This is a genomic window from Mesorhizobium sp. M8A.F.Ca.ET.161.01.1.1 (assembly GCF_004792105.1).
Taxonomy (GTDB): domain Bacteria; phylum Pseudomonadota; class Alphaproteobacteria; order Rhizobiales; family Rhizobiaceae; genus Mesorhizobium.
Genome location: NZ_SRTD01000003.1, coordinates 387,784 through 412,480 on the forward strand (window position 1 = coordinate 387,784; position 24,697 = coordinate 412,480).

At 63.5% G+C, this 24,697-nt stretch carries 25 protein-coding genes, 2 pseudogenes and 1 riboswitch; of the genes and pseudogenes, 1 reads left to right on the plus strand and 26 read right to left on the minus strand.

Annotation, left to right across the window (positions count from 1 at the left end; genetic code table 11):
* Nucleotides 1-6: 6 nt before the first annotated feature.
* The 7 genes from EN804_RS10490 to EN804_RS10520 all read right to left on the minus strand — a co-directional run bounded on the left by EN804_RS10490 (nt 7) and on the right by EN804_RS10520 (nt 7,871).
* Nucleotides 7-921, minus strand: a complete 915-nt coding sequence (locus tag EN804_RS10490; RefSeq protein WP_127279317.1) for a sugar phosphate isomerase/epimerase — start codon at nt 919-921, stop codon at nt 7-9.
* Between the two features lie 75 nt (nt 922-996).
* A complete protein-coding gene (locus EN804_RS10495) occupies nt 997-2,094 on the minus strand; it encodes a Gfo/Idh/MocA family oxidoreductase (RefSeq protein WP_135919329.1) in 1,098 nt (365 codons plus the stop codon).
* A gap of 35 nt (nt 2,095-2,129) precedes the next feature.
* Nucleotides 2,130-3,200, minus strand: a complete 1,071-nt coding sequence (locus tag EN804_RS10500) for an ABC transporter ATP-binding protein (RefSeq protein ID WP_135919330.1) — start codon at nt 3,198-3,200, stop codon at nt 2,130-2,132.
* A gap of 3 nt (nt 3,201-3,203) precedes the next feature.
* Nucleotides 3,204-4,295, minus strand: coding sequence for an ABC transporter ATP-binding protein (locus EN804_RS10505; protein WP_135919331.1), 1,092 nt, complete (start codon nt 4,293-4,295; stop codon nt 3,204-3,206).
* Complete coding sequence (locus tag EN804_RS10510) at nt 4,292-5,251, minus strand: sugar ABC transporter permease (RefSeq protein WP_135919332.1); 960 nt, start codon at nt 5,249-5,251, stop codon at nt 4,292-4,294. Before EN804_RS10510 ends, EN804_RS10505 begins: the two co-directional genes overlap by 4 nt.
* Nucleotides 5,248-6,108, minus strand: coding sequence for a carbohydrate ABC transporter permease (locus tag EN804_RS10515; RefSeq protein ID WP_135919333.1), 861 nt, complete (start codon nt 6,106-6,108; stop codon nt 5,248-5,250). Before EN804_RS10515 ends, EN804_RS10510 begins: the two co-directional genes overlap by 4 nt.
* A gap of 149 nt (nt 6,109-6,257) precedes the next feature.
* Nucleotides 6,258-7,871: an extracellular solute-binding protein gene (locus EN804_RS10520; RefSeq protein WP_135919334.1), complete on the minus strand. Its 1,614-nt coding sequence runs from the start codon at nt 7,869-7,871 to the stop codon at nt 6,258-6,260.
* 357 nt (nt 7,872-8,228) lie between these two features.
* Between EN804_RS10520 and EN804_RS10525 the strand changes: the two genes are divergently transcribed.
* On the plus strand, nt 8,229-9,257 hold the full coding sequence (locus tag EN804_RS10525) for a LacI family DNA-binding transcriptional regulator (protein ID WP_135919335.1): 1,029 nt from the start codon (nt 8,229-8,231) through the stop codon (nt 9,255-9,257).
* Nucleotides 9,258-9,313: 56 nt separating this feature from the next.
* Here EN804_RS10525 and EN804_RS10530 read toward each other — a convergent pair whose 3' ends face one another.
* From EN804_RS10530 to EN804_RS10630, 19 genes and pseudogenes are all read right to left on the minus strand, one after another.
* Nucleotides 9,314-10,333 (minus strand): aliphatic sulfonate ABC transporter substrate-binding protein, encoded by a 1,020-nt coding sequence (locus EN804_RS10530; RefSeq protein ID WP_127873218.1) that lies wholly within the window; start codon nt 10,331-10,333, stop codon nt 9,314-9,316.
* Nucleotides 10,334-10,368: 35 nt separating this feature from the next.
* The gene (locus tag EN804_RS10535; protein WP_135919336.1) at nt 10,369-11,274 is read right to left on the minus strand and encodes an ABC transporter permease; all 906 of its coding nucleotides are present in this window, start codon (nt 11,272-11,274) and stop codon (nt 10,369-10,371) included.
* A 12-nt stretch (nt 11,275-11,286) separates the two neighbouring features.
* A complete protein-coding gene (locus tag EN804_RS10540; protein ID WP_135919337.1) occupies nt 11,287-12,123 on the minus strand; it encodes an ABC transporter ATP-binding protein in 837 nt (278 codons plus the stop codon).
* 13 nt (nt 12,124-12,136) lie between these two features.
* Nucleotides 12,137-12,463, minus strand: a complete 327-nt coding sequence (locus EN804_RS10545) for a ferredoxin family protein (RefSeq protein WP_135866199.1) — start codon at nt 12,461-12,463, stop codon at nt 12,137-12,139.
* Nucleotides 12,460-14,085: an FAD-binding protein gene (locus tag EN804_RS10550; protein ID WP_135919338.1), complete on the minus strand. Its 1,626-nt coding sequence runs from the start codon at nt 14,083-14,085 to the stop codon at nt 12,460-12,462. The genes EN804_RS10545 and EN804_RS10550 overlap by 4 nt, the downstream gene beginning before the upstream one ends.
* A gap of 34 nt (nt 14,086-14,119) precedes the next feature.
* The gene (locus EN804_RS10555; RefSeq protein WP_135919339.1) at nt 14,120-14,716 is read right to left on the minus strand and encodes a thioredoxin family protein; all 597 of its coding nucleotides are present in this window, start codon (nt 14,714-14,716) and stop codon (nt 14,120-14,122) included.
* 261 nt (nt 14,717-14,977) lie between these two features.
* Complete coding sequence (locus EN804_RS10560) at nt 14,978-15,418, minus strand: DUF126 domain-containing protein (protein WP_189524479.1); 441 nt, start codon at nt 15,416-15,418, stop codon at nt 14,978-14,980.
* Nucleotides 15,415-16,665 carry an aconitase X gene (locus EN804_RS10565; RefSeq protein WP_135919341.1) on the minus strand — a complete coding sequence of 417 codons (1,251 nt, stop codon included), beginning with the start codon at nt 16,663-16,665 and terminating at the stop codon, nt 15,415-15,417. Before EN804_RS10565 ends, EN804_RS10560 begins: the two co-directional genes overlap by 4 nt.
* A gap of 237 nt (nt 16,666-16,902) precedes the next feature.
* Nucleotides 16,903-17,148 (minus strand): annotated as a pseudogene (locus EN804_RS10575) (TOBE domain-containing protein); the annotation flags it as partial.
* A complete protein-coding gene (locus EN804_RS10580; RefSeq protein WP_245464536.1) occupies nt 17,039-17,581 on the minus strand; it encodes a hypothetical protein in 543 nt (180 codons plus the stop codon). The gene EN804_RS10580 and the pseudogene EN804_RS10575, both read right to left, overlap by 110 nt.
* Nucleotides 17,581-17,717, minus strand: a pseudogene (locus EN804_RS10585) (ABC transporter permease); the annotation flags it as partial. The gene EN804_RS10580 and the pseudogene EN804_RS10585, both read right to left, overlap by 1 nt.
* A 270-nt stretch (nt 17,718-17,987) precedes the next feature.
* Nucleotides 17,988-18,152: a DUF3309 family protein gene (locus tag EN804_RS10590; protein ID WP_127280942.1), complete on the minus strand. Its 165-nt coding sequence runs from the start codon at nt 18,150-18,152 to the stop codon at nt 17,988-17,990.
* Nucleotides 18,153-18,384: 232 nt separating this feature from the next.
* Nucleotides 18,385-18,735, minus strand: coding sequence for a hypothetical protein (locus EN804_RS10595; RefSeq protein ID WP_246693408.1), 351 nt, complete (start codon nt 18,733-18,735; stop codon nt 18,385-18,387).
* A 118-nt stretch (nt 18,736-18,853) separates the two neighbouring features.
* Nucleotides 18,854-19,675 (minus strand): isoprenylcysteine carboxylmethyltransferase family protein, encoded by an 822-nt coding sequence (locus EN804_RS10600; protein WP_246693409.1) that lies wholly within the window; start codon nt 19,673-19,675, stop codon nt 18,854-18,856.
* 38 nt (nt 19,676-19,713) lie between these two features.
* On the minus strand, nt 19,714-20,730 hold the full coding sequence (locus tag EN804_RS10605) for an ABC transporter substrate-binding protein (protein WP_135919342.1): 1,017 nt from the start codon (nt 20,728-20,730) through the stop codon (nt 19,714-19,716).
* On the minus strand, nt 20,723-21,490 hold the full coding sequence (locus EN804_RS10610) for an ABC transporter ATP-binding protein (RefSeq protein ID WP_135919343.1): 768 nt from the start codon (nt 21,488-21,490) through the stop codon (nt 20,723-20,725). Before EN804_RS10610 ends, EN804_RS10605 begins: the two co-directional genes overlap by 8 nt.
* Complete coding sequence (locus EN804_RS10615) at nt 21,487-22,305, minus strand: ABC transporter permease (protein ID WP_189343727.1); 819 nt, start codon at nt 22,303-22,305, stop codon at nt 21,487-21,489. Before EN804_RS10615 ends, EN804_RS10610 begins: the two co-directional genes overlap by 4 nt.
* Before the next feature lie 43 nt (nt 22,306-22,348).
* Nucleotides 22,349-22,957 (minus strand): YkoF family thiamine/hydroxymethylpyrimidine-binding protein, encoded by a 609-nt coding sequence (locus EN804_RS10620; RefSeq protein WP_135919344.1) that lies wholly within the window; start codon nt 22,955-22,957, stop codon nt 22,349-22,351.
* A riboswitch (TPP riboswitch) is annotated at nt 22,948-23,061 on the minus strand. (Overlaps the previous gene by 10 nt.)
* 310 nt (nt 23,062-23,371) lie before the next feature.
* Nucleotides 23,372-24,451 carry a formyltransferase family protein gene (locus tag EN804_RS10630; RefSeq protein ID WP_135919345.1) on the minus strand — a complete coding sequence of 360 codons (1,080 nt, stop codon included), beginning with the start codon at nt 24,449-24,451 and terminating at the stop codon, nt 23,372-23,374.
* Between the last annotated feature and the right edge of the window lie 246 nt (nt 24,452-24,697).

Below are 24,697 nucleotides of genomic sequence, written 5' to 3' on the forward strand. Positions count from 1 at the left end.
TAGCCGTCACAGGCCGTTGGCGCGGAACTTCCCGTCGAGGAACGTCTTGGCGCGCGGCACGTCGTCCTCCGACAGATGCTCGATGATCACAGGGATGTTCGGATGCTTTTCAGCCAGCCGCTGGAGATAGAGGTCGTAGTTCAGCGAACCGAGGCCGGGCGCCGGCAGTTCGATTTCACCAACCCCACGGAAGGTGTGGCTTTCCATCGCGTCGGCGTCACCGATGTCGGCATGCTTCTCCGACTTGTCGTCGCCCGAGCGCTTGACGTCCTTGGCATGCGCGATCTTGATCTTGTCGGTCAGCGTGTCGAACACCTGGTTCAGGATCTGGTCCATCCGGTCGATGTTGTGGGTCTCGAAATAATTGGTCGGATCCATCAGCAGGCCGAGACCGGGATGATCGACCTGCGCGAACATCCTGACCGTCTCCTCGACCGAGCCGACGACGTTGTTGACATAGGTTTCGAGCAGGAACACCGCGCCGTGGTCATAGGCCGTCTGGGCGAGGTCGGCGATCACCTTGCGGCATTCCTCGAACCCTTCCTCGGTCTTGTTCTTGGGATGATGCACCCAGTCGGACTCGGTGTTGTAGGTGCCGGTTTCCGAGATCACGTAAGGCGAGCCGAAATGACGGGCGTTACGGATTATCTCCTTGAGATAGCCGACGCGCTTGTCACGCTCGGCTTTGTCAGGATGAATGATGTTGGTGTAGCCCGACACGCAGCAGACCGGCAGATTGTTGTCGCGGAAGACGTCGCGCACCTTCTTGGCCTTGTCCTTGGTGATCTGGCCGGCCGACAGGTCGACATCCCTGAAATGCAGGTCGAGCTGCACCGTATTGAAACCGAGCCCGCGGATCTTCTTCGCCGTCTCTTCAAGGCCGTACGGGAAATAGCCCGTGAAAATACCTGCCTGCATCATGATGTGAATTCCTCCCTGTAAGCGATTCAGTTGCCAGTGATTTCAGCTGCCGGTGATTTCAGCTGCCAGTGATTTTCAGTTGATCGAGTTTGTCGAGATTTCGGAAAGCTTGACGGTGCGGCCCAACGCGATGGAGCGGTAGCCCGCCTCCACCAGCGCCATGGTCTTGACGTTGTCGGCAACAGTGAGCGCCGGCGGCGTGCCGGTCTTCACCGCATGCTGCAACTGCTCCATCACCCCGATGAAGGCATGCGGGAACCACATCGTCTCCCAGCTCGGGCTGACCCACTCGCCCCCGGTCGTCTCCGCCGAGGCGTAAGTCAGTGTCGAGGCGGCACCCGTCGGCCAGCCGATCGTGCCCTTGGCGACGCCCTTGGTGCCGTCGACGCGCCAGTTGATGTGCTGGTCGTCGCGATAGCCCTCCTGGCGCGGACCGGACCAGACGTCCTCCAGCGACACGGCGAGCACGCCTGTGGGGAAACGCAGCGTCGAGACGGTGATGCCGTCGGAATGTTCGAACTGCGTGCGCGGATCCTTACGCGTCAGCGTCGTGATCTCGTCGGGATCGCCGAACAGGAAGCGCAGCACGTCGAGGTGATGCACGCTCATATTGGCGAGCGTCAGCCGGTCGTAACCTTGAAGGAAAGTCTGCCAATGCGGGATGGCATGCATGTCGATCTGCGCGAAGACGATATCGCCCAGCGCGCCGCTGTCGATGATCTGCTTCAACACGCGCATCGACTGGTCGTAACGCATGTTCTGATTGACCGAGAGGATCTTGCCGGCCTTCGCCGCCTCGTCGCGCAGCTTGACGGCTTCCTCGACCGACAGCGCCAGGGGCTTCTGCGCCAGGATCCCCTTGATATGCTTCTGCTTCAGCGCATGGCGGATCAGCGCCGGCTGCTGGTCGGGCGGAAAGGCAAGGTCGATGATCTCGATATTTGCGTCCTCGATCAGTTGTTCAGGCGTGTCGTGGACGGTCGGGATGCTCCAACGGTCGGCGACCTTTTGCGCATTCGCTTTTGTGCGCGAAGCGATCGCCACCACCGGGAACCCCGCCTCCTTGTAAGCGGCCAGGTGGCACTCGGCCATGATCATGCCGGCGCCGACGCAGCCGATCCTGTATTCCTTCGTGCGGACCTTCACATCCGGCTCGAAGCTCTTGCCTGTCATGCCTTCCTCCCGAAATTCTGTCCTCGCGGCCGCATTCATCTTGCCAACGCGCCTCCGCCCTGTCCGAAATAATGCACGCGTGCCGGCTCGCAGGATATCGCCACCATCGCATCGGGCCTGATATCGGGCTGGCCGCGCAGCAATGCCTTCAGCCGCGCCTGCCCGGCGGCGAGCGTCACCACGGTGTAGCCGCCAAGCGGCTCGACCTCGAACACCCGCGCTGGGCGGCCCCGGCCCGCCTTCTCGTTGTCGCTCCAGGGACTGACCTTGATGTCCTCCGGCCTCAGTCCGATCTCGACTGCGTCGGCCGGAGCCGCGCGGTCGGCGATGCTGAGCGCGCCTTCGGCGGCTTCGACGCCGCTCTCGCCGCGAACGGATTTGAGGATGTTCATGACAGGCGAACCGAGCAGCCGCGCCACATAGGTGCTGACGGGGCGGTCATAGATCTCGGTCGGCGCGCCGATCTGCCTGATCCTGCCATTGTCCAGGATGGCGATGCGGTCGGCGATCGACATCGCCTCTTCCTGGTCATGGGTGACATAGATCAGCGTCTTGCCGAGGTCGCGCTGGATGCGCTTCAACTCGACGCGCGTTTCCTCGCGCAGCCGCGCATCGAGCGCCGAGATCGGATCGTCCATCAGGTAGGCATTGGGATCGCGCACCAGCGCCCGTGCGATCGCCACGCGCTGCCGCTCGCCGCCCGAAAGCTGTGCCGGCGGCTTGTGCAGGATATGACCGATATGCAGCTTGGCCGCGACATCGGCGACGCGCCGCTTGATATCGACGTCGGCGACCTTCCGCTCGACCAGCGGAAAGCGGACATTGTCGAGCGCGCTCATATGCGGGAACAACGCCAGGTTCTGGAACACCATCGCCACGTTGCGCTCGGCCGGCGACACGGTGTTGACCGGCCTGCCACCGATGAGGATTTCGCCGGCATCCGGCGTCTCCAGCCCGAGCACCAGCCGCAGGATGGTCGACTTGCCCGACAGCGGCGGCCCGAAGAAGCAAAAGAACTCGTTGTCGTTGACGGTGAACGAGGCATCGTCGACGGCGAGTGTGTCGCCGTAGCGTTTCGTGACATTGCGGAAGACGATATCGGCCATGGCTCAGCCCGCCCCCATCGCAAGGCCGCTGACGGCGTCGAAGACGCGCACCGATGGCGCCGCGGGTGCGACGACGGCGGCCTGCCCGATCGACAACCCGACATCATTGTCGAACACCGCTTTCACGGCGCCCTCGCCCTGTCCGAGATGAACGATGGTACGTGCACCGATGCGTTCGACGAAGGTGACAGGCATGGCAAGCCCGCGCCCGTCTTGCGCCAAGGCCACCTGTTCCGGCCGGAAGCCGTAAAGCACCTCGCCGCCTGCGCCGCGCACGCTGGCCGCCAGCTCATCCGGCAATGGCGGCGTGATGCCCAGCGGCCCGAGATCGACGACCAGACCCCGGTCGCTCTCCGCCGGCCTGCCCTTGAGCAGGTTCATGCCGGGCGCGCCGATGAAGCGGGCGACGAAGACATTGGCCGGATTGTTATAGACCTCCAGCGGCGTGCCGACCTGCTGCAGCACGCCATGGTCCATGACCGCGATGCGGTCGGCCATGGTCATCGCTTCCAACTGGTCGTGGGTGACGTAGACCATGGTTTGCTTGAACTGGCGCTGCAGCTGTTTCAGCTCGGTGCGCATGACCGCGCGGAAGGCCGCGTCGACATTGGACAGCGGCTCGTCGAGCAGGAATATCGCCGGCTCCATGATCGCCGAGCGGCCGATCGCCACGCGCTGCAGGATATTGACCGAAAGCCTGTCGGCCTTGCGGTCGAGCAGCGGCGTCAGTTGCAACAGCTCTGCGATGGCGCCGACGCGCCGGTCGATCTCGGCTTTCGCGGCACCGCGCATCCTCGGCCCGTAGGCAAGATTCTGGCGCACCGTCATATGGGTGAAGATGGCATAGTTCTGGAAGACGAAGCCGACGCCGCGCCGGCCCATCGGCACCCCGGCCATGTCGCGCTCGCCGAACAGGATCTTGCCGCTGCTCGGCTCTTCCATGCCGGCGATCATGTTCATCGTCGTCGACTTGCCGCAGCCGGACGGCCCGAGCAGCGCCATGAACTCGCCATCCGATATGTCGAGGTCCATGGTCTTCAGCGCCGTGAAGTCGCCGAATGTCTTGGTGAGGTGCTTGAGTTGGATCGCGCTCATGCCGGCACCTGCCTTGCCCGCGCCATGCGCTTCATGGCGAACACGGCGACGATGGAGAGCACGACCAGGATGGTCAGCGCGATCGCCGCGACATAGCCCCAGATCAGATCCTGCGTGATGACCTTGTAGATGTAGACGGAGATGGTTTCGGTGGCGACGCCGGGGCCGCCGCCGGTCATGATGTAGAGCGTGTCGAAGATCTTGAAGTTCTCGATCACCCGGATCGCCAGCGCGATGATGATGATCGTCTTCATCTTCGGCAGCACGATGGTGGTGAAGCGCTGCCAGGGATTGGCGCCGAGCAGCGTCGCCGCCTTGATCTGGTCCTCCGGCACGCCGACGAGGCCCGCAAGCAGGATCAGGAACATCAGCGGCGTCCACTGCCAGATATCGGCGATCATCACCGCGATCAGCGCCAGCGTCGGGTCCGACAGCCAGGCGATGGTGACTTGCGTGCCGGTGACTGCCGACAGGATGTCGTTCACCGGGCCGCCCGACTGGAACAGCATGAAGAACATGTAGCCGGCCACCGCCGGCACCACCATCATCGGCATCAAGAGGATCGAATAGAAGATGCGCTTGCCGGGAAAATCGTCGGCGAACAGCGTCGCAAGTGCCAGGCCGAGCAGGAACTCGGCTGGCACGCAGACGATCATGACGATGGCAGTGCGCTTCAGCGCGCTCCAGAAGCGCGCGTCGGCGGCGAGGTCGGTGTAGTTGGCGAAGCTGTTCCACATCTCCCAGGCGTTCCACCAGCCGAGGCCCGAGAGCGGCGACCAGTCGGTGACGCTGATGTAGAGCTGCATCAACAGCGGAAAGGCCGAGATAAACAGCACCAAGATCTGCGCCGGCAAGGTCAGGCGAAAGCCCAGCCGTGTGCCTTCGTCGCGCAGGACTGGCTTGCCGCGCACGGCGCCCATCTCGTCCTCCGAAATCGTTGCGGTCAAGGCGCTCATTGCTTGAGCGCCCCGAAGGTCAGCCCGCGCACCAGGTGGCGCTGGATGGCGATGCCCATGATGACTGGCGGTACGGCGGCGATCAGCCCGAGTGCTGCCTTGGCGCCATAGAGCTGGCCGGTCATCGAGGATGACAGCGAGGCCATGTAGACAGGGATCGTCACCCATTCGCGCGTCGTCAGAAGCAGCGCGATCAGATAGTCTGACCAGTTGAGGATGAAGACGAAGAGTGCCGCACTCGCCAGCGGCGCACGCATCATCGGCAGCGTGATGCGGGTGAAGACGCGCAGCCGCGAGCAGCCCTCGACCAAGGCGGCCTCCTCGATCTCGCGCGGCATGTCGTCGAAGAAGGTCTTCATCAGCCAGAAGGCGAACGGCAAGGTGACGATGCCATAGATCAGCGCCAGCCCCCACCAGCTGTCGGTGAAATTGAGGAAGGCCCACATGATCATCACGGGGATCATGACGGCCATCGGCGGAAACAGCCTGAGCTGGATCAGCGCCAGCGGCAGGTTCTGCCCCGAGCCGAAGCGCGACAGGCCATAGGCGGCGGCCGTGCCCGCCGACATGGCGATCGCGGTGCCGAACACCGCCGACAGCAGCGACGACAGGATCGGCTTTAGCGCGGTGCGGTCGAGCGCCACGATCAGATTGTTGGTGGATTCGCCGAACACGAACTGGAAATTGCTGAGCGTCGGGTTCTTCGGCCACCATGCCAGGTCCGCACCCGTCGCCGACCATTCGGCGATCGGCTTGAAGGCCATCGAGACCATCCACAGGATCGGCACCAGCGTGACGGCCATCGCCGCCAGGATCGCGGCGTAGCGGAATATCTCGAAGGGGACGGAACGCTTCATCTGGCTGCTTTTGCTGGTGGCGTTAGATCTAACTCTTTGTTGGAGCATGATCTTTTCCGAAAACCGGGTCCCACTTTTCGGGATCATGCTCCAGTGCGGAGGGGAAGAGCTTTCGCGCCTCCCCTCCGGATCTGATCCAGGGAGATGGATTAGCTGATCGGATCGAGAACGGTCGGCCAAGCCTCCTTGTTGGTCCTGATGGCTTCGAGCAATTTGTCCTCGCCGATGCGCCGGGCGATCTTCTTCCACTCGGTTTCGGTGTCGGCCATCGCCTGCTCCGACGTCTTGGCCTTGGTCAGCGACGCCATGAGGTTTTCGTCCAGCGCGTTGTGGAAGGCGGTGGCGCCGGGATAGTTGATTGTCGGCACCGTGCGGGCGACCGTCTCGCGCACGACGTCCATGTGGTAGGCATGATAGGTCTGGCGCACCAGCGGATCGGAGAAATCCGAAAGCCGGAACGGGTCGAGATAGCCGCCGGGATTGGCGCTCATCCAGGCGTAGATGCGCGCCGAGCCCAGCCATTGCAGCAGGAAATAGGCGGCCTCCTGGTTCTTCGACTGCGACGAGACCATGCCGGTCAGCGAGAACCAGAGCACCGAGCGGCTGATCAGCTTGCCGTCGATCTCGCGGCCGGGTGGCAGCATCGTGCCGATCTTGCCGGTGACCTTGGAGTCCTTGTTGCCGGCATTGTCGAGGAATTTCGGCAGGTTGGAGAAGGCGCAGGTCATCGCCGCGCCGCCCTTGGCGAAATTGCCGTACTGCTCCGGCCAGCCCCACGAGATCGCATCCGGCGAATGATGGGCGAGCGATTCGACATATTCGTTGGTGGCCGCGATGCCGTGTTCGGAATTGATCAGCGGCTTGCCGTCATCGCCGAACAGGAACTGGTTGGGCGAGGCCATCGACACATAGCGCTGGTACCAGTTGGTGTAGCCCCAGCCCTGGTTGCGCAGGTCGGTGGAGCCGAACAGACCCTTGTCCGGGCGCTGGAAGAAGGCCGCGATATCGCCGTGCTGCTTCCAGGTTTTCGGCGGCACCAGATCGTAGCCGTATTTGTCCTTGAAGGCCTTCTTCTCGGCTTCGTCGCCGAACAGGTCGGTGCGGTAGACCCAGGTCTGGAAGTCGCCGTCCAGCGACACGCCGTAGTTCGAGCCGCGATATTTGTTGAGCAGCGACACGCCCTTGGCGCCGTCGACATAGCCGGTCTTGGGATCGTCCCATTCGGGCTTGTACTGGGCGACGAAGTCGTCGAGCTTGGCGATGCCGCCGGTCTCGGCGAGATCACCAAGGCGGTTCCACTCGGTCGAATAGATGTCATAGGCTCCACCCTTGGTGGAGATGTCCTGCATGGTCTTGGTGAATTCCTGGCCATTCGGCAGACCGACGATCTCGATCGGGATGCCGGTCTCCTTTTCCCAGAGCTCCTTGATCGATGGCGCGCCGGCCGGGAAAGGCTGGGTGAGCTGGCCGATTGAGCCGTCCGAGAGGCCAAGCACGATCTTGGCCGGTGCCTTGCCGGCGCCCTTCAGCGCCTTGGCGGCCTCGACGGCACGGCCCTCGGGCGTGTCGGGGCCGTATTGATAACGCTCGGCGCCGTCGAAGCCGGTCGGCCCGCCGATCATGCCGGGCGCCAGTGCATCGGCTGCAAAAGCGCGGCCGGGACGAATGAATTGCGGTGCGATACCGGTCGCGGCGACGAACACCGCGGCCTTTCCTCCGGACGCCAACAATCGGCGCCGCGAGATGCGGATCAGATCAGACATTGGAATTCCTCCCTCAGGGCCAACGTTTCCTCCACGAGCCCATGAGGGATATTGACGGCAGTATCGGAAGGCTGTCAACATCATAAATGATCAAAATACCTCACAACATCGCAACGAGGCGGGGGAATGCGTCATACCGGAGTTCATACACCTCTCCAGATGCCTCGATTTGATGGGAAATGTGTTTTCCCTTCCCGGCACGATCGCCCCGGGCGACTTGATTTAGCCTGGCGGCTTGCGCATCGGCCAAGGCCGGATACATCATTTCCCATCAGAATCGCGGATAGCGAGGCGTTGGCAGCATCGGGCCGGCAGCCCGCATTGCGTGATCCTGATGCATTGAGGAGATGAAAGACGGTGCGTTCCACCCTGACTGACATAGCCCGGGAAGCCGGCGTCTCCGCCGCCACCGTCGACCGTGTGCTCAACAACCGCCCCGGCGTGCGGGCGCGTACACGCGAGATCGTGCTCGAAATGGCGCAGCGCCTCGGCTACATCGCCGAGAGCCCGAACGGCGCGCCGCCCAGGCCCCTGCCCGGCGAGATCATCCGGCTCGACTTCGCCCTGCCGGCGGGCACGAATTCCTTCATCAAGATGCTGCACCGCCATATCGAGGCGCAGGCCTTGGCCCGCCCCGATCTCGACGTTCACATCGCCACCACAGAGGGCTTCAATCCCGACCGGCTCGCCCGCTTGCTGCAGGATCTGCGCGGCCAGACGCAAGGCGTCGGCGTCATCGCGCTCGACCATCCGACGGTGCGCGAGGCGATCCGCTCGCTGTCGGCCAACGACGTCAAGGTGGTGACCATCGCCTCCGACATCCTGCATGTGCCGAGAGTCGCCTATATCGGCATCGACAACCGCGCTGCCGGGCGGCTGGCCGGCTATCTGCTCAACCGTTTCATGGGGTCTGGACGCCCCGGCAAGGTGGCACTGTTCGCCGGCTCGCTGTCCTATCGCGGCCATGAGGAACGCGAGATGGGATTCCGGCACATATTGACGGAAGAGTCACCCAACCTGCAGATCGTCGAGATGCGCGAAATGCTCGACGACCGCGAAAAGGCCTATTCGGAGGCGTCAGCCCTTCTGGAGCGGCACCCGGACCTTGCCGCGATCTACAATGTCGGCGCCGGCAACACCGGCATCGCGCGCGCGCTCAAGGAGCGCGGCCGAGCGCGATCCATGGTTTTCCTCGGCCATGAGGCGACGGACGGCACCAAGGAATTGCTGCTCGACGGCACGCTCGACGCGGTCATCGACCAGAACCCGCGCGTCGAGGCCCGCGAGGCGCTCAACATCCTGACCCATGCCGTCCGGGGGCTGCCCTATGAATTGCACCAGCCGAGGCTGCAGGTGATCTTCAAGGAGAACATCCCGGAGATTTGATATCCTCGGACGAACGGGACAGCGCCGCGAACGCGCGCTGCCCCGATCACTCCGGCTTACTGGACAGCGGCGACTTCCGCCGCGGCGGCGTCGACAAAGCTCTTGTCGATCCATTTGCCGTAATCGATCGAGCCTTTCAAAAGCCCGGCGCTGGCCATGAATTTTTCCTCGCCCTTCAGGGCCTCGATCGCATCGTCGGTGAGTTTCGGGTCCTGGTGAAACGCCCCATCGGCATAAGTCTTGCGCACCGATTTTTCCGACGACTTGGTCGCCTCCACGAAGGTCTTGATCGTCTCATCGGGATGAGCGTCGGCCCAGCGCGAAATCTCGATATCGACCTTCAGCAGGCGCTTGACCAGATCGGGATATTTCGCCGCGAAGGCGCCGTTGACCGAGATGACATTGGGCACGTTCCATTCCGGATGGGTGCCGGTGTCGAAGAGGATGCGGGCCTCGCTGGTATCGACCAGCTTGGCCGCCGTCGAATCCGTCTCGACGATGGCGTCGATGTCGCCGCGCAGCAGTGCCGGGCCGGATGCCTCGAAAGGCAGGTTCAGACCCTCGACATCATTCGTCGTCAGGCCGACGCTGTTCAACGCCTTGCTGAAATTTGAATGCCGCACCGTGCCGGTAAGATAGGCGACCTTCTTGCCCTTGAGGTCCTGCAATGTCTTCAGCGGAGAATCGGTCTTGACGACGATGTAGGAGCCGCCTGTCCTGACATAGCTCGACAGGCCGATCAGCTTGACGTCGGCGCCGGAGGCGGCGACACGCAGCGCCGGGTTGTTGCCGGTGTAGGTGAACTCGATCGCTCCGGTCGCCAGCGCCGTCGTTGCCTCCGAGCCGCCATTAAAGGTCACCAGTTCGACCTTGATGCCGTCCTTGGCGAATTCCTTTTCCCACCAGCCATCCTTCTGGGCGAGGATGAATTTGAGATGCCCGGGCGCGGTGCTGCCGATGCGGATGACATCGGGCTTGTCCTGCGCGAAGGCCGGCATGCCGCCAAGGCCTATGACGACGGCAATGGCGCCCTTGAGGAGCAGCCGGCGAAATCCATCGAATGCGATGCTGGTCATGGAAAAATCCTTCCTGATTGGTATGAATGGATGGCTTAAATGAGCGAAGACTCGGACTGCCCCTTCCAGGCCGTGGCCCAGCGCTCGAACCAGACGAGCAGGTAGTTGACGGTCAGCCCGATGACAGTGAGCGTCAAAATGCCGGCATACATGTCGGCCGTTTCCATCATCAGCTGCGAGTTCTGGATGAGGAAACCGAGACCGGATTTGGCCGCCAGCATCTCGGCGCCGATCACCGCGAACAGCGAGGATTTGACCGCCAGCCGCGCGCCGGCGACGATCGAGGGAATGGTCGCCGGCAGGATGACTTTTCGAAACAGGTCGAAGTCGGACGTACCCATCGAGCGTGCCGCCTTGATAAGCAGCGGATCGACCGACTTGACCCCGCTGATAGTGTTGACGAGGAGAAAGAACACCGAGGAGTAGAAGGTGATCGCCACCTTCGATTCCTCGCCAATGCCGAGCAACAGGATGAACACCGGCAGCAGCGCGAATTGCGAGGTGTTGCGCAGCGTCTGCACCAGAAGATCGCTGACCTTCTCGAACAGCGCATAGCGGCCCATCAAGAGGCCGAGCGGTATGGCCACCACCACACCGAGCGCAAAGCCGATCGCGGCGCGCTGCAAGCTGATGCCGATATGTTCGACCAGCACGCCCGAGGCGAGCAACGCCCACCAGGCGATCAGCACCTCGCTCAATGGCGGGAAGAAGATGCGGTTCAGCCAGCCGAGCCGCGGCGCGATCTCCCAGGAGAGAAAGAACAGGCCAAGCAGCGGCAAGCCATAAAGGAAGGTGCCGGCATGCGCTCCCTTCCCGCGAACCTTGGCACCTGCGGCGACACCGCGCGTCTTGATCGCAGGGACGTTCGTCGAAACCGCAGCCTCGCCGGCAGCGCTGCGAAAGCCGATGGCGGGGCCGAGCTTTTCGGTCAGATAGGCCATGGGTCTAGCTCCTCAATGGCTGAAGGCCGGCGACAGCGTCCAGTCCTTCTGCGCCTTGTTGACCTCGTCGCGCAGCACGTCCCAGACGCGGGCGCGATACAGGTTGAATTCGGTGCTGGCGCGGATATCGCCGTCGCGTGGCCTTGGCAGGTCGATATCGATGATCTCCTTCACCGCGCCGGGCCGCGCCGTCATCACCACCACGCGGTCGGCCAGGAAGATCGCCTCGTCGATCGAGTGGGTGACGAAGATGACAGTGGTCTTGATCTTGCCCCAGATGCGCAACAGCTCGCCCTGCAGCAGCTCACGCGTCTGCTGGTCGAGCGCGGCGAAGGGCTCGTCCATCAACAGCACTTCCGGATTGCTGGCCAAGGCGCGCGCGATCGCCACGCGCTGCTGCATGCCGCCGGAGAGCTGATTGGGAAAACGGTCCTCGAAGCCGGCAAGGCCGAACAGCGACAACAAATGCCGGGCCGTCGCCGTCCGCTCGGCCTTGGCGACGCCGCGCACTTCCAGCGCATATTCGATGTTTGCCAGTGCCGTGCGCCAGGGAAACAGCGCATATTGCTGGAAGACATAGCCGGTCTTCGGATCAGGCTTTGTAATCCGCCTGCCGTCGAGCTGGACCTCGCCACCCGTCGCCTGCGTCAGCCCGCCGATGATGTCGAGCAGCACCGACTTGCCCGAACCACTCGGACCGACCAGCGTGATGAACTCACCCTTGCGGATGGCAAGATCGACCCCGTCGAGGACGGTGACGCGGTCGCTCGCCTCGCCGTCGACAGTGACGAACTGCCCCGGCTTGAGCTGGAAGATCTTGCTGATGTCGTTGACGACGATGCGGTCCATGGTCCCTCGCCTCCTATTGCGCCACGCGGATGCGGTGCGTCGGGTCGAACTGGGAGCCGCCGGCCTTGCCGCGCGCCCAGCCGAGCGCGCGGGCATAGCTGCCGAACAGAAGACGTTCCTCGACCTCCACCTCAGTGATGCCGGTCGGCCCTTCGGCGAACTCGGCAACGTAAAGCGCGTCGGTCGGGCAATAGATTTCACAGAGGAAGCAGGTCTGGCAGTCGTCTTGGCGTGCGATGACGGGGGCACCATGCTCGGTCGCGTCGAAGACATTGGTCGGGCACACCTTGACGCAGATGTCGCATTCCACGCAGCGCGTGGCCGAGACGATCTCGATCATGATGCCAACTCCGCCGGCCGCTCAGGCGTCCCTTCGATGCGGAACGCGTCGACACCGGTGATGATAAGGCGGCGCGCCAAGGCTGGGCTCTTACCCGGCAGATCGGTGCGGCGGTGCATGCCGCGGCTCTCGGTGCGGTGCAACGCCGAGGCCACGGACCAGCGCCCGGCAGCGGCGATCGATGCCGCCTCGCGTGCGCGGACTTTGTCCGCGCCCTCGCCCCGCAGATGGTCGCGCACAGCGCGCCAGACGCTCTCCAGCCGTTCGCTGCTTCTCTCCAGGCCTGCGCCGCTGCGGAAGAAGTTCTTGTCGAGTGGCGTCACTTCGTTACGCACCGCCTCGATGACCTCGCCCGCCGCGATATCGGCGCGCGGCGTTGCCGCAGGACGCAGCCCGGCCTGACCGAGCGGTTGCACGGTGCCCCGAAACGCCTTGCCGGCGCGGCGCTTGGCATGGGTCGATGCGCCCTTGCCTGCCCACCAGCCACTGGCCAGCGCCCAGGAGGAATTGACGGCGCCCCCGCCCGACACCGCCCCGGTCATGATCTCGCGGCTTGCGGCGTCACCGGCGACATAGAGGCCAGGCACGCCTGTGGCGCAATCGTCGGAGACAATGTCGATGCCGCCAGTGCCGCGCACCGTGCCTTCGGCACGCAGCGTGATGCGGAACAGATCGCTGAACGGATCGATACCGGCCCGGTCATAGGGAACGAAGCAGTTCGGCTGACCCTGACGCAGCCAGCCCTGCAGCGCCGGTTCGGCCTGGTCGAGCCGCGCATAGACCGGCCCGTCGATCAGCGCGCGCGCCACCTCGTCCTCGCGGTCACCGATGCCGTTGCGCAACGGCTCGCCCGTGGGGCCGAGGATCGGCGAGCCATCCTCGCGATGGAACGAGGCCCAGCGAAACGGCAACCCCTTGTTCAGCGAGGAACCGTACGGCGCCAACGTGTACTTGCCGGTAAATTCCATGCCGGAAAGGCTGGCGCCGGCCTCAGCCGCCATCAGATAACCATCCCCGGTCAGCCCTGTCCCGCCGAGGATGCGCTCGCGGAACGCACAGCCGCCGGTCGCCAGCACCACGGCCTTGGCGTCGACGCGCCAGTCATGGCCCGCCTGCCGGGCGACACCGCCTGCGCCAACGATGGCACCGCCATCGAACAGGAGTTCGAGCGCGGGATGATGGTCGAGCACGGTGACTCCGGCCAGCAGCACGCGGCGGCGCATGAAGCGCATGTAGTCCGGCCCGCGCAGATTGGCGATGTAGAGCCGGCCGTCATCCTCGCTCGGAAAAGGATAGCCCCATTCCCAAAGCCGGAGCAGATTGCGGAAGGCGGTGTCGACGCAACGCAGCATCCATCGCTGGTCGGCGAGTTCGCCGGTGCGCTGCCAGCGCCGCTCCACCACGGCATGCCTGTTGTCGCCCGGCGGCACGCACCAGGTGCCGGTGTTGGAAGGCGCCGTGGCGCCGCTGGTGCCGAGATAGCCCTTGTCGGCCAGCACCACCTTGGCGCCGCTGTCGGCCGCCGCCACCGCCGCCCAGGCCGCCGACGGACCGCCGCCCAGCACCAGCACGTCGGCCTGGAGATGCAAGTTGTCGGAAGCTGATTTTTGCGACTTGGGCATGGATGCTCGGCGAAGGAGTGCGACGTGGCCGGCGCTATGCGGCGCGGGCCGCACCGGAGAACCACACCGGCTCATTGCCGGCGCTCCATTTGATGTTGCAGCCGATCGACGGCACTTGGCTTGCGGCGGGCCTGCCGCCTTCCAGCACCGTGTCGACAGCCGCGCGCAGATCAGCACCGGTCACCGGCTTGCCATTGCCTGGCCGCGCGTCGTCGAACTGGCCGTGATAGGCGAGCCGGCGATCGGCGCCGAACAGGAAGAAGTCGGGCGTGCAAGCCGCGCCATAGGCTTTCGCCACCTGCTGCGAGGCGTCCTTCAGATAGGGGAAGGAATAACCGACCTTTTCAGACTCCTCGCCGATCCGCGCCAGTGTCTCCTCGGGATGCTCCAGATGGTCGTTGGCGTTGATCGCCACCACCTGCAACCCTTTGGCCGCGTAGTCTCTCGCGAATGCGGCGAGCTGTTCGCGGATCAGCACGACAAAGGGGCAACGGTTCGAAATGAAGGCAACGAGCAAGGCCGGCCTGACATCGAAGTCGGCCAGCCGGTGCAGCACGCCCTGTGCGTCCGGCAACAGGAAGTCGGCGGCCCTGGTGCCAAGCTCGATCGGATTGGATTCTGTCTTCGGCATCGATGCTCTCCCTTCAGCCGGCTTTCTCAGGTCAAGCTGCAAGCGCCCAGGCACCGGCAGTTAGTCTATGAATTTAGTAGAATTATACGCCTGAGGGCACGTTCACGGTCAACCGCGCAGCTTAGAATATCGTGCCAATGTTCGGCGCCGCGCCGGCAGGTTTGTTCGAGAGAAGGCTGCCTTGGAAGAAATGAGACTTGGGAAGCAGCGGCGGTTTCCATCCGCGATGTGCGCGCTGAGCTTGATTAGGAACGCATGTTCCTAGACCTTGCGAACGATCGCAGCGCCATCCGCACCAATACCGATGAAAATCCGTCCACCGGAACCAATGCCGGAAATATCGCACACCACAAGCGGCATGCGAATGTCGTAGAGAAACTCGGCGACGATCGCGCCCACCGCCAGGATCGGGTCCGGCCGCTCCAGAAGAATACCCGCCGGCGCCGTGCCTCTGCGGATCGCCTCGGCCAGCACCGAGGACGAGGATGACGATCCCCGGCCGCTCGGCATGACAAGGATCTTGCCGGCGACATTCTGGCCAAGACCTGGATGCGAATGATCTGTTATGTCGCCGGTCTCGGCATCGATGCCGCCCCAGAAACTGAGCGGCTGCGAGAACACTAAGGCCTGCCCTTCGGCGGCGCCGGTCAGTTGGAAAGTGCCCAGCCGGTCAGCCGCGCCCGTTTCAATCCGCCGCGTCACGACACACCCCGCACGACGTGGCCAACCGCGGCGGAGCGGATGCAGTCCCTCATCTCGGCGAAGGCGACGGTCACGCCGATATTGCCCGGCGCGTAATGCGCCCATTTGCCGGAATTGGTCATCACCACGCCGTCGAGACGTTCGAGGATCGAGGTGACATAGGTGCAGGTATCGGCAACCGGGATCAGGCCGAATGCCTCCATGCCGTCGAGCGCCCCCTCCTCCTGCAATCGCGTCAGCGTCGCGCGTCCGGTGTTGACGTAGATCGGGATGCCCTTCCCGGGTGCTGCCTCACGCAGCAGCGGCAGCAGGCGCATCCATTCCTCATGCGAGAAATGCGGCGTGCCCAGCGACACGGCGCGGAGCGGCGCACCGTCAGGCACCATCGACAGCCTGGCCAATGCATGGTTGATGTCGGCACGGCTGACGCGGACGATCTCCTCGGGCACCATGCCTTGAAACGCCTCGTCGCCGGTTCCGGCCTCCGGCGTGATGCCAACCGCATGGAACAGCGCCACCGCGCCTGTGGTTGCCGCCGCGGCACCGAGCGCTTTCAACTGGTCCTCGTCGCGCGGCCTGGGCAGGCCCGCAATCACCGGAACGCGGTCGCCGCTGGCTTGCCCAATGATCAGCCCGACGCCGACGAACAGGCTGTCAGTCGGTTCCAGCTCGGCAACGTCCAGTTCGAACAGGACACGGCCGCGCCGGTTTTCGCTGAGATGCAGGCCCCAGGCCGGTGCGCGCCCTGTCATGGCGCAGCACAGATCGATGAAATCGCCGTAGCGGTTGGTGCGCGCGCCGATCACCGAATTGGCGAAGACAATGGCATTGGATTCCCCCCAGGCGATCTGCTGGCCGAATTTGGGTCGGAACCGCGTTTGGTAGGGTGCGCAGGTGAATGTCGCCTGACAGCCAAGCTCGAGATGCGCCTGCATCAACCGCCGCGCCGGTGCTTCCTCCGCCGCCGGGATCTTCACCATGCCGGGATGGATGAGGTCGAACGACCCGACATTGAGCGTCGTCGGCACTTGAACACGGCCGCCGCCTTCGACCAGCCGTTCGACGAAATCGAGCCCTACCTTGCCGTGATAGAGGCAACCGTCGATATGGGCGCCGGTGATGTCGAGCAGGCTGTTTGCCCCGATCGCGTTGGAAAAAGCGGCCAGGATTTTCATGGCCGCCGCAGCGGACGGGCCGTGCTCGCCGTCGAGCATGGATTGGTCGCGGGCATCCAATTCAAGCGTCATCGATGTGCTCCTAGGCCTACCCGACCGTATGGCGGGACAGCGCCCCCCTCTGCCCTACCGGGCATCTCGCCCACGAGGGGGGAGATCGGCGGCTTCAGCCTTGGCGCTCGTTTTTTGCGACGTGAGAGATTTGCGAAACCGGCGATGACAGTCAATCTCCCCCCTCGTGGGGGAGATGTCCGGTAGGGCAGAGGGGGGCGCCAAGGAACACCAACCATCCCAATCGTCGACTGCATCCTAACCGCCAATCAACACCGTGCTCTCCGGCGACCATCGCAGCACCACATCCTGCCCCTCCGCCAGCCTGTCGGCACCGGTATTTTGCACGATGACCTTCAGCGTCTGTCCGGCGCGCTCGACGAAATAGGTGCTGTTATTGCCGGCGAAGATGGACTTCGACACCTGCCCCTCGAGCATGTTGACATTGGCGGCATCCACGGGCCCGGCATCGGCGGCAATGCGGATGCGCTCGGGCCGCACGGCCCAGCCTGCCCCTGGCCAGCGCGACATGGCCGAGCAGGATGGCGAACAGGCCGCGCCCGACGCCGAAGAAGAAGATCAGCATCGCCGTGCCGGTGATCAGCCAAGGAATGGCGATCGGCGGAAACAGCAGCGCCTGCAGGAATTTCTTGCCACGAAACTCATGACGAAAGAGCGCCAGCGACGCCGCCGAGCCGAGCACGGTTGAAATGATCGTGGTGATGACCGCGATCTCGATGCTGTTCCAGGTCGCCGCGATCAGCTGGTCGTTCTGCCACAGCGAGGCGTACCACTCGGTCGTCCATTCGAACGGCAGCTGATAGAAGGGCGAGACGTTGAACGACATCAGCGCCATGATGATAGGCAAATAAAGGAAGGCGAGCAGCAGCCCGACATAGAGGCGACCCAGCCATTCGAGGATGCGCGTCGTCGCCATCACGCCACCCTCCGCAGCAGCGGCGAAGCCACCGCCAGGATGACCAGCACGACGGCGAGCAGGAAGAAGGACAGTGCTTCCCCGAGCGGCCAGTGAACACGGCGACGAACTGGTCCTCGATGACCGTGCCAAGCCAATTCTGTCAACCACCAGCGCAGGGACGCTTCATCGCAATTCGCCCGGAGCCGCCCTTCGAGGAACCGCTTTGACGAAAAAAGGCCCGCTCCGGGAAGCCGGAGCGAGCCTTGGGGAGGATGAAGGGGTGGACCCTCTCCTCTTGTTTTCACGGGAGGTGTGGACCGCGATCACCATACCTGAACCCCGCGAAATGCCTGATGCATCACAATCCGGTGCTCGGCAACGTAAGCGCGGTCACGCGATCGCGATTGCTCCCGTGATCGAACTGCTAAATGCGGCCCAGGACGACAAGAATGATGATGATGATCAGCACAAGTCCGAGACCACCGCCACCATAATAACCGGTTCCGTAGAACGGACCACCACCGATACCGCTGAAGCCGCCAAGCAGCGCGAGGATTAGAATGATGATAAGTATTGTTCCGAGACCCATGACTTTCCCAGCTCCTAAATGCGCGCTTTCGCGCCGTTTCAACATCGCGCTATTTCAGATGTTGTAAGGTATGAACGTTTTAGGGGAGCTGGCGTTCCGCCGGGCCATCCCGGCTACGGAGCATCCAGCCCGCAAAGCAGAAAGCCCGCCTGGACGGCGGGCTTTCCGACCGGTCGGGGGCCAGGAGAGTGCGGTCAAAGCCTCAGGGCTGGTTCCGCAGCCTCCTTCAACCTCAGCGGCGTGCGATCAGCAGGCAGAGCTGGCGCAGGTCGCGGTCATAAGTCCCCTCGCTGCCGAGAACGTCGACGCAGCGCTTCTTCATGCGCCTCAGCTGGGAGCTCGACATCTGGGCCACGGCACGCGGACCGTTGAGGTGGCTAGGGTTGGGCGATATGCCCACGTTCGACGGGTTGCTGGGATTGGTTACGTTGTCGATGCCCACGCCGACGCCGACACCGACACCGACACCACTAGTACCGCCAACATTGGCGCCAAGCCCCGCGTTGATACCGCCTGTTCCACCAGCATTGGCACCGAGCCCGGCGTTGATGCCGCCCGAATCTCCGATATTGGCGCCGGCCACGGCATTCGCGCCGTTGCTGCCGCCGACCGAAGCGCCGAGCTACAGCGCCCTCGCCTAGGGAGCAGCTCCGACCACTGGACGCTGATGAGCCTGTTGGCCAACCCTCACAGCCTGGCCTTCAGAATAACCGGTAGAACAGCCGGTAGTGTACATGTTCCATGTAAGCGCGATACTCCGGCTCGGCGGCCAGCAAGGCCTCCTCGCGCAGGATTCGATACAGCTGCATGTAGGTGATGACCGCATAGACAGCGAGATTGTGGAAGGAAAAGGCCGACAGGAGGTAGAGCACATGGCCGGCGAGGTAGCCGGCATAGATCGGATGCCGCACCAGCCGATAGGCACCGCCCGTCATCACACCGCGATTGGCCGGCAGGATCGCAAAAGAGCGCCCCAGCGAGATCTTGCCCCAGATAACGAACAACAATGCGATGATCTGTAACGGCGCGGCGACGTAGAGAGGAATCAGCGCAATGCCTGGCTTGAGACTGATCAACGCAACGCCAAAACTGGCTGTCACCGAAACGATGACGGTAACCAGATTCCAGTCACGCGTGACCGGACGCCGCGACAGAAGCAGCCAGGTGAAGGTGAGTATCTCGGAAATCGCCACCAGCGCGGTGTTGAGCCGGGTCGGATCCTCGAGAAGCTGATAGACGCCGCGATAGACGAACAGCCCCGCGCACAGCAGCGCACAGGCGCGAAAGAAGCCTTCGCGCAAGTCGAGCATGATCTCGTGCTTGCGCGCCGCCGACAAAAGCCTTTTGTCTGGCGCACGCGAAAGCGCTTCACTTTTTGACATGAGCAAGGCAAGCATCCCGATGATCCCTCGGGGGCGACCTTTGCACGTAACCATTGCCGTGCCGTTAACCGAGAAGATCAGATCGGCATCAAACCGGGTCAAAGCCGCCGAACGGCAAGGCCGTACCCGGTCTTTCAGCATCTCGCGATATGACCTTTCGCGGCCTCTGCACCGACGCCCTATTTGAGGTACTCATTGCTGAAATATCCCGCAAAATCCGGACGTTGCGCGACAACCTTGCCATCGGCATCGTGCAGGATACCGGCGGCGAGGAGATAGGAGCCGATCGCTTCCATCTTGGCGGGATCCATGATGCCGATGGTGCCGTCTTGCCCGCGCAGATAGTGCCCGTCGATCAGTGCCTTCAGCGAAGCCTGGATCAACGCCGGATTGGTGAGGGCATCCTTGTTGGCGGCTATCAGCAGCGTGGCGGCTTGCTCTGGGTGATCCACCGCGAACTGATAGCCGCGCCGCGTTGCCTGGATGAAGGACGACGCCAGTTGGGGATTTGCCTGGAGAAACGCTTCGCTCGAAGAGATGAGCGTCGTGTGCTCGTCGGGGACGCCATAGTCGGCATAGACGAAGCTGCGTTGCTTGACGCCCTTGAGCTCGGCTTCGACGCCCTCCCAGGTCGACACTTCGAGCGTGAAGTCGACCGAACCGTTGGCCAGCGCCTCATAGGCGGAAGTGCCGAGCGTCACCGTTTCGAAATCGCCCTTGCCGCCATCATGCCGGATGATGGTCGAGATCAGTGCGTTTTCCCAGGCGCTGCCGAAACCGCCATAGGTCAGGCCATCCAGATCCTTCGGGCTCTTGATCTCGCTGCGCGCCGCATTGAACACCAGCCGACCAGTTTCGGACTGCACGACGGCATAGACGGCCTTCAAGTCGGCGCCGGCGGTCTTCTGGGTGAACAGGCTGATGGTGCCGCTGATGCCGAAATCGGCGACGCGGTTGGCGACAAGCGTGCCGGCGCCGGTGTCGCTGTAAGGCACGATATCGACCTCCAGACCGGCCTCGCGATAAAAACCCTTTTCGCGCGCGACGAACAGCCCGATGTGGTTGGTGTTGACCGTCCAGTCCAGCGCGACAGTGACTTTTTGCGTTGCCGCGAAGGAGCGGCTCGATCCGGTGGCCAGCGGTACGCTAGCGGCAAGGGTGAGCAGCAGAGCCTGCCTTCGCGTCAAGTCAGTCATGGTCATGTCCTTTGGTTGGCTGGAGGTTGAGCAGAATGTCGAGGATCTCGGCCTCGAGTGCCCCGGCCTGCCGTGTGGCGGCGCTGGTCGGATCGCGCGGGCGCGGCAGTGGCACCTGGATCTCGCGCACGACACGGGCAGGCCGGGCCGACAGCACATAGATGCGGTCTGACAGGAACACGGCTTCGCGCACGTCATGGGTGATCAGCAACGCCGTCCATCGATGGTGCCGCCACATCTGTTCGAGCCAGCGCTGCATGGCCGCGCGCGTCAGTGCATCGAGCGCGCCGAACGGCTCGTCGAGCAGCAACATGTCGCGTTCCTGCACGACAGTACGCAGCAGCGCCGCGCGCTGCCGCATGCCGCCTGAAAGCTGCGCCGGAAAATGCCGCTCGAAGCCGGCAAGCCCAAACTCGGCAAACAGCGGCGCGACACGCGTCCGCGCCGCCTTGCGGCCGAGGCCCTGCACCTCGAGCCCGAGCGTCGTGTTATCGAGGATGCGCCGCCACGGCATCAGCGCGTCCCGCTGCGGCATGAAGGCGAAATGCCTGCCATGATCGTCGAGCGGCGCGCCGTCGAAAAACATCTCACCCTCGCCATGCTCGGCGCCGGTCAGAAGCTGGAACAGCGTCGACTTGCCGGCACCCGAAGGCCCAAGGATCGAGACGAATTCGCTGGCATCCACGCGCAGCGAAATGTCGGCGAGCACTTCGAGCCCGCCAAAGGCCTTGCGCATATGCCGCAATTCGAGCCGGCTCATGCTTGCGGGCCTTTTCGGGCGGCTCGCCTGCCAGCGGCTCTTTCCCAGGGCATGGCAAGTCGTTGCAGCACCACCGTCAGCCCGAACAGGACGAGGGTAAGGGCGGCGCTGACGCCGACGGCGGCGAGCACCAGGTCGGGACGGAAATTGTTTTTGGCGTTGAGCATGTAGATGCCCAGCCCTTTGGCCGCGCCCGCATATTCGGCGAAGATGGCGCCGACGACGGCATAGGTGATGGAGATCCTGAGGCCAGCGAAGAAATAAGGCAGCGCCGAAGGCAACCGTGCCAGGATGAAGACCCGCCAGCGCCCTGCTCCCATGGCGCGCAGCATCTGCCCGATCTCGACCTCGGTAGCCTCGTAGCCCTGCACCAGGGCCACCAGCATCGGGAAGAAGGTGACCAGTGCCACCAGCATGATCTTGGGCGTCAGCCCGAAACCGAACCACAGCACCACCAATGGCGCGATGGCGACCAGCGGCAAGGTCTGGCTGACTATGAAGACAGGAAACAGCGCGCGCCGCAAAGGCTGGAAGAAGTCGACCAGCATCGACAGCGCGAAGGCGGCGCTGAGCGAGCAGGCAAAACCGATCAGCGTGGCGCGGATGGTGGGAATGGCGTTGTCGAGCAGCGCGTCACGATTGAGCATCGCCTGTTCGAAGACGCGCGAGGGCGCCGGCAGAACCGTCGGCTTGATGCCGGAATGGTTTGCGTAGAGTTCCCACGCCACGAGCACCAGGCCGATCGATATCACGGCCGGCGCTGCCTGGGCGAGGAAGCCCGCGAGCTGACGCGGGTTGAATGACGATGAAGCCACGAGAGGATGACCTTGACGGCGTTCGCGCGTCGGCGCGAACGGTTCAGACGGCAGTGGGACTGTTGGCCGAAACCGTGACGTCGAGGGTTACGTGGCCGGCGCCCGGTCCGAAGCGGCAGAAGGCTTCGTCGAGCGCCGAGAAGATCGCGCCAGCATCGCCGCGCAGCTTGGTGCAGAAATTCTTGGAGCGATCATAGACGCCAGACTGCTTCAGGAAATCGATGCAGCCATAGATCTCGTCCATGTGGTCGTCCGTGCCCATCACATAGAGCGAGAACTGCGCCGCCGCTGGCTGCCCAGTGGCGGGCGCGCCGCGCACGGCGGAAATGGCGGCTTGCTTGCGCGGGCCGAGTGGCCCGGCAGGTCCGCCAAACGTGTCGGAGCGGCAGATCGGATCGTCCGGCTCACCTGGGCAACCACGCGAAATGGTCGCCGACAGCACGCAATGCTTACCGCTGCCAGACGCAGCCACGAAAAGGTCGCGCAGCGCCGGGAATAGCACCTCGGGGGGCCCGACCAGCAAGGTCGAGATGTCGTCGGTCTCGATCCTGAGCTTGTCGCGATACGGATCGAGCGCGCCGAGCGCACCCAGGATGACGCCGACAAAATCGTCGGCCATGGGATATAGGGAAACCTGTGCGCCTGAAAACATCGCCCGCCTCGCTCCGCTGGTATTACCCAGATCAGCTTCTAGGGTCTGTGGGCTTGCCGCCCCCGTCTCAGCCCCGACCGTACGGAGCACCCCTGTGGATGGCGGCGTTAAAGCACCATTCGATCGGTTGGGGAAGCTGTTTTTTCAGCAAGCTGCGCCAAAAGCATTGCGCCAGCGCAGGCGCAACCGGGTGTTGACGGCCCGGAAATTTGTCTCGATCCGGGCGCAGCCAACAGCCCGACCATCACGCCGGGCGACATGAAATTCCAACGCGGACCAGAATTGCCCGACCAGCACGCGGACGGATGCCAATGGCAGGGCGACCGCGCCGACCGTGAACGACAAGAACTGCGGTAAGTAGTTTTCGCAGCAGGAAAAGCGCGGACGCAAGTTCCGCCATGCGCATTGGCTTCACTATCCGCCACGACCGGCCGGCGGTACCTCTGGCGCCGATTCGCTGGCTACTTTGCCAAACACTCTTATTTCGGGGCACGGTTTTCCGGCTTTTGGCCGTGCGAATGCGGCGTGGATTTTCATCAACCGTTTGAGCAGGCGGCCATAGGTGAGGTATCGAACCCGGCCATTGGCAAGATCGAACTCCACCCTCCCCCATCGCCTGACCGGCCTCTTTCCAGTTGCCGGACCCAGTCGCGCGATCTGAAAGGCCAACCGGACCTCGCGGCCGGCAACGTCCAGATAGATACCGGGATTACCGCCCAGGACGTGCCACAATCGGGCAACGTGCTCGATCGACATGTCGGATGAAATCGCCATGTGGTCCCGCTCAAGTCGCGCCCAGACGAAATCACCGGTTGGCTGCCGCGTCCCGGACACCAAATCCTTGCAATAGGCTGGCGCCACCTCGCGCACCAACGCGCGCATCGCGGTCGCCACGCTGTCGGCCACATCCCGCCGCGTTGCCCAGTGTGCTTCGCAGAACGGCACCTGTCCGAGGATGTCGCCGTCATCGAAATTGGCGGACATCTTGTGCAATGTCACGCCGCCATGAACGGCATGCTGGCCGTCCGCGGCCAGGCGATGGAGAGGATGCGGACCCCGGTAGTTGGGCAGCAGCGCCGGATGAAAATTAAGCCCGCCCTTGGGAAAGAGGCCGAGCAGTTGTTGTGGGATCAAGGTCGGGAAAGCGTAGCAGATCAGTACATCCGCGGCGATCTCAGGCAATTGCCGGCCAAGCTCATCCCAGTCGTAAGGCCGGCCGAATTCGATCAACTTTACCGGCGTGTTGCCGAGATAGCGCCTGAGCAGAAGCTGGCGCCTCAGCCGGCGTCGAAAATTGCCAATGCTGAAGCCTCTGGATGGGCGCTGAAAGCCAGGCACGATGATCGCGCCAATACGATTTCCCGCCTCGACCCACCCGGAAAGCAGGGGCCCGGTGTAAGCAGAAACATCCAGGATGAAAACTGCATTGAGCTGCCGGGCGCCGGCCACAGGCTCGGAAGAAATCATCTTTTCAGATCCGGCGGGGCAAGACATCGCCCGGCAATCCGAGCACCGTAACGAACCGGTCCAGTCACTACCAAAAGACCGGCCGAGCCGTCAGCCTGGTTTGGGAGAAAGCGGTCCTGCCGCGGCGACACTTGGGAGCCTTTCCCGCTTCACCAACACACGCTTCTCGTAGAGCTTCCTCATGCTCCCCCTGAAACCAATCAACCCGCGTAGTTGGTCAGCAACGCCGCGCACTGTCAACCGCCGGGCGGTGGTTAACAGCCGCTATTATAA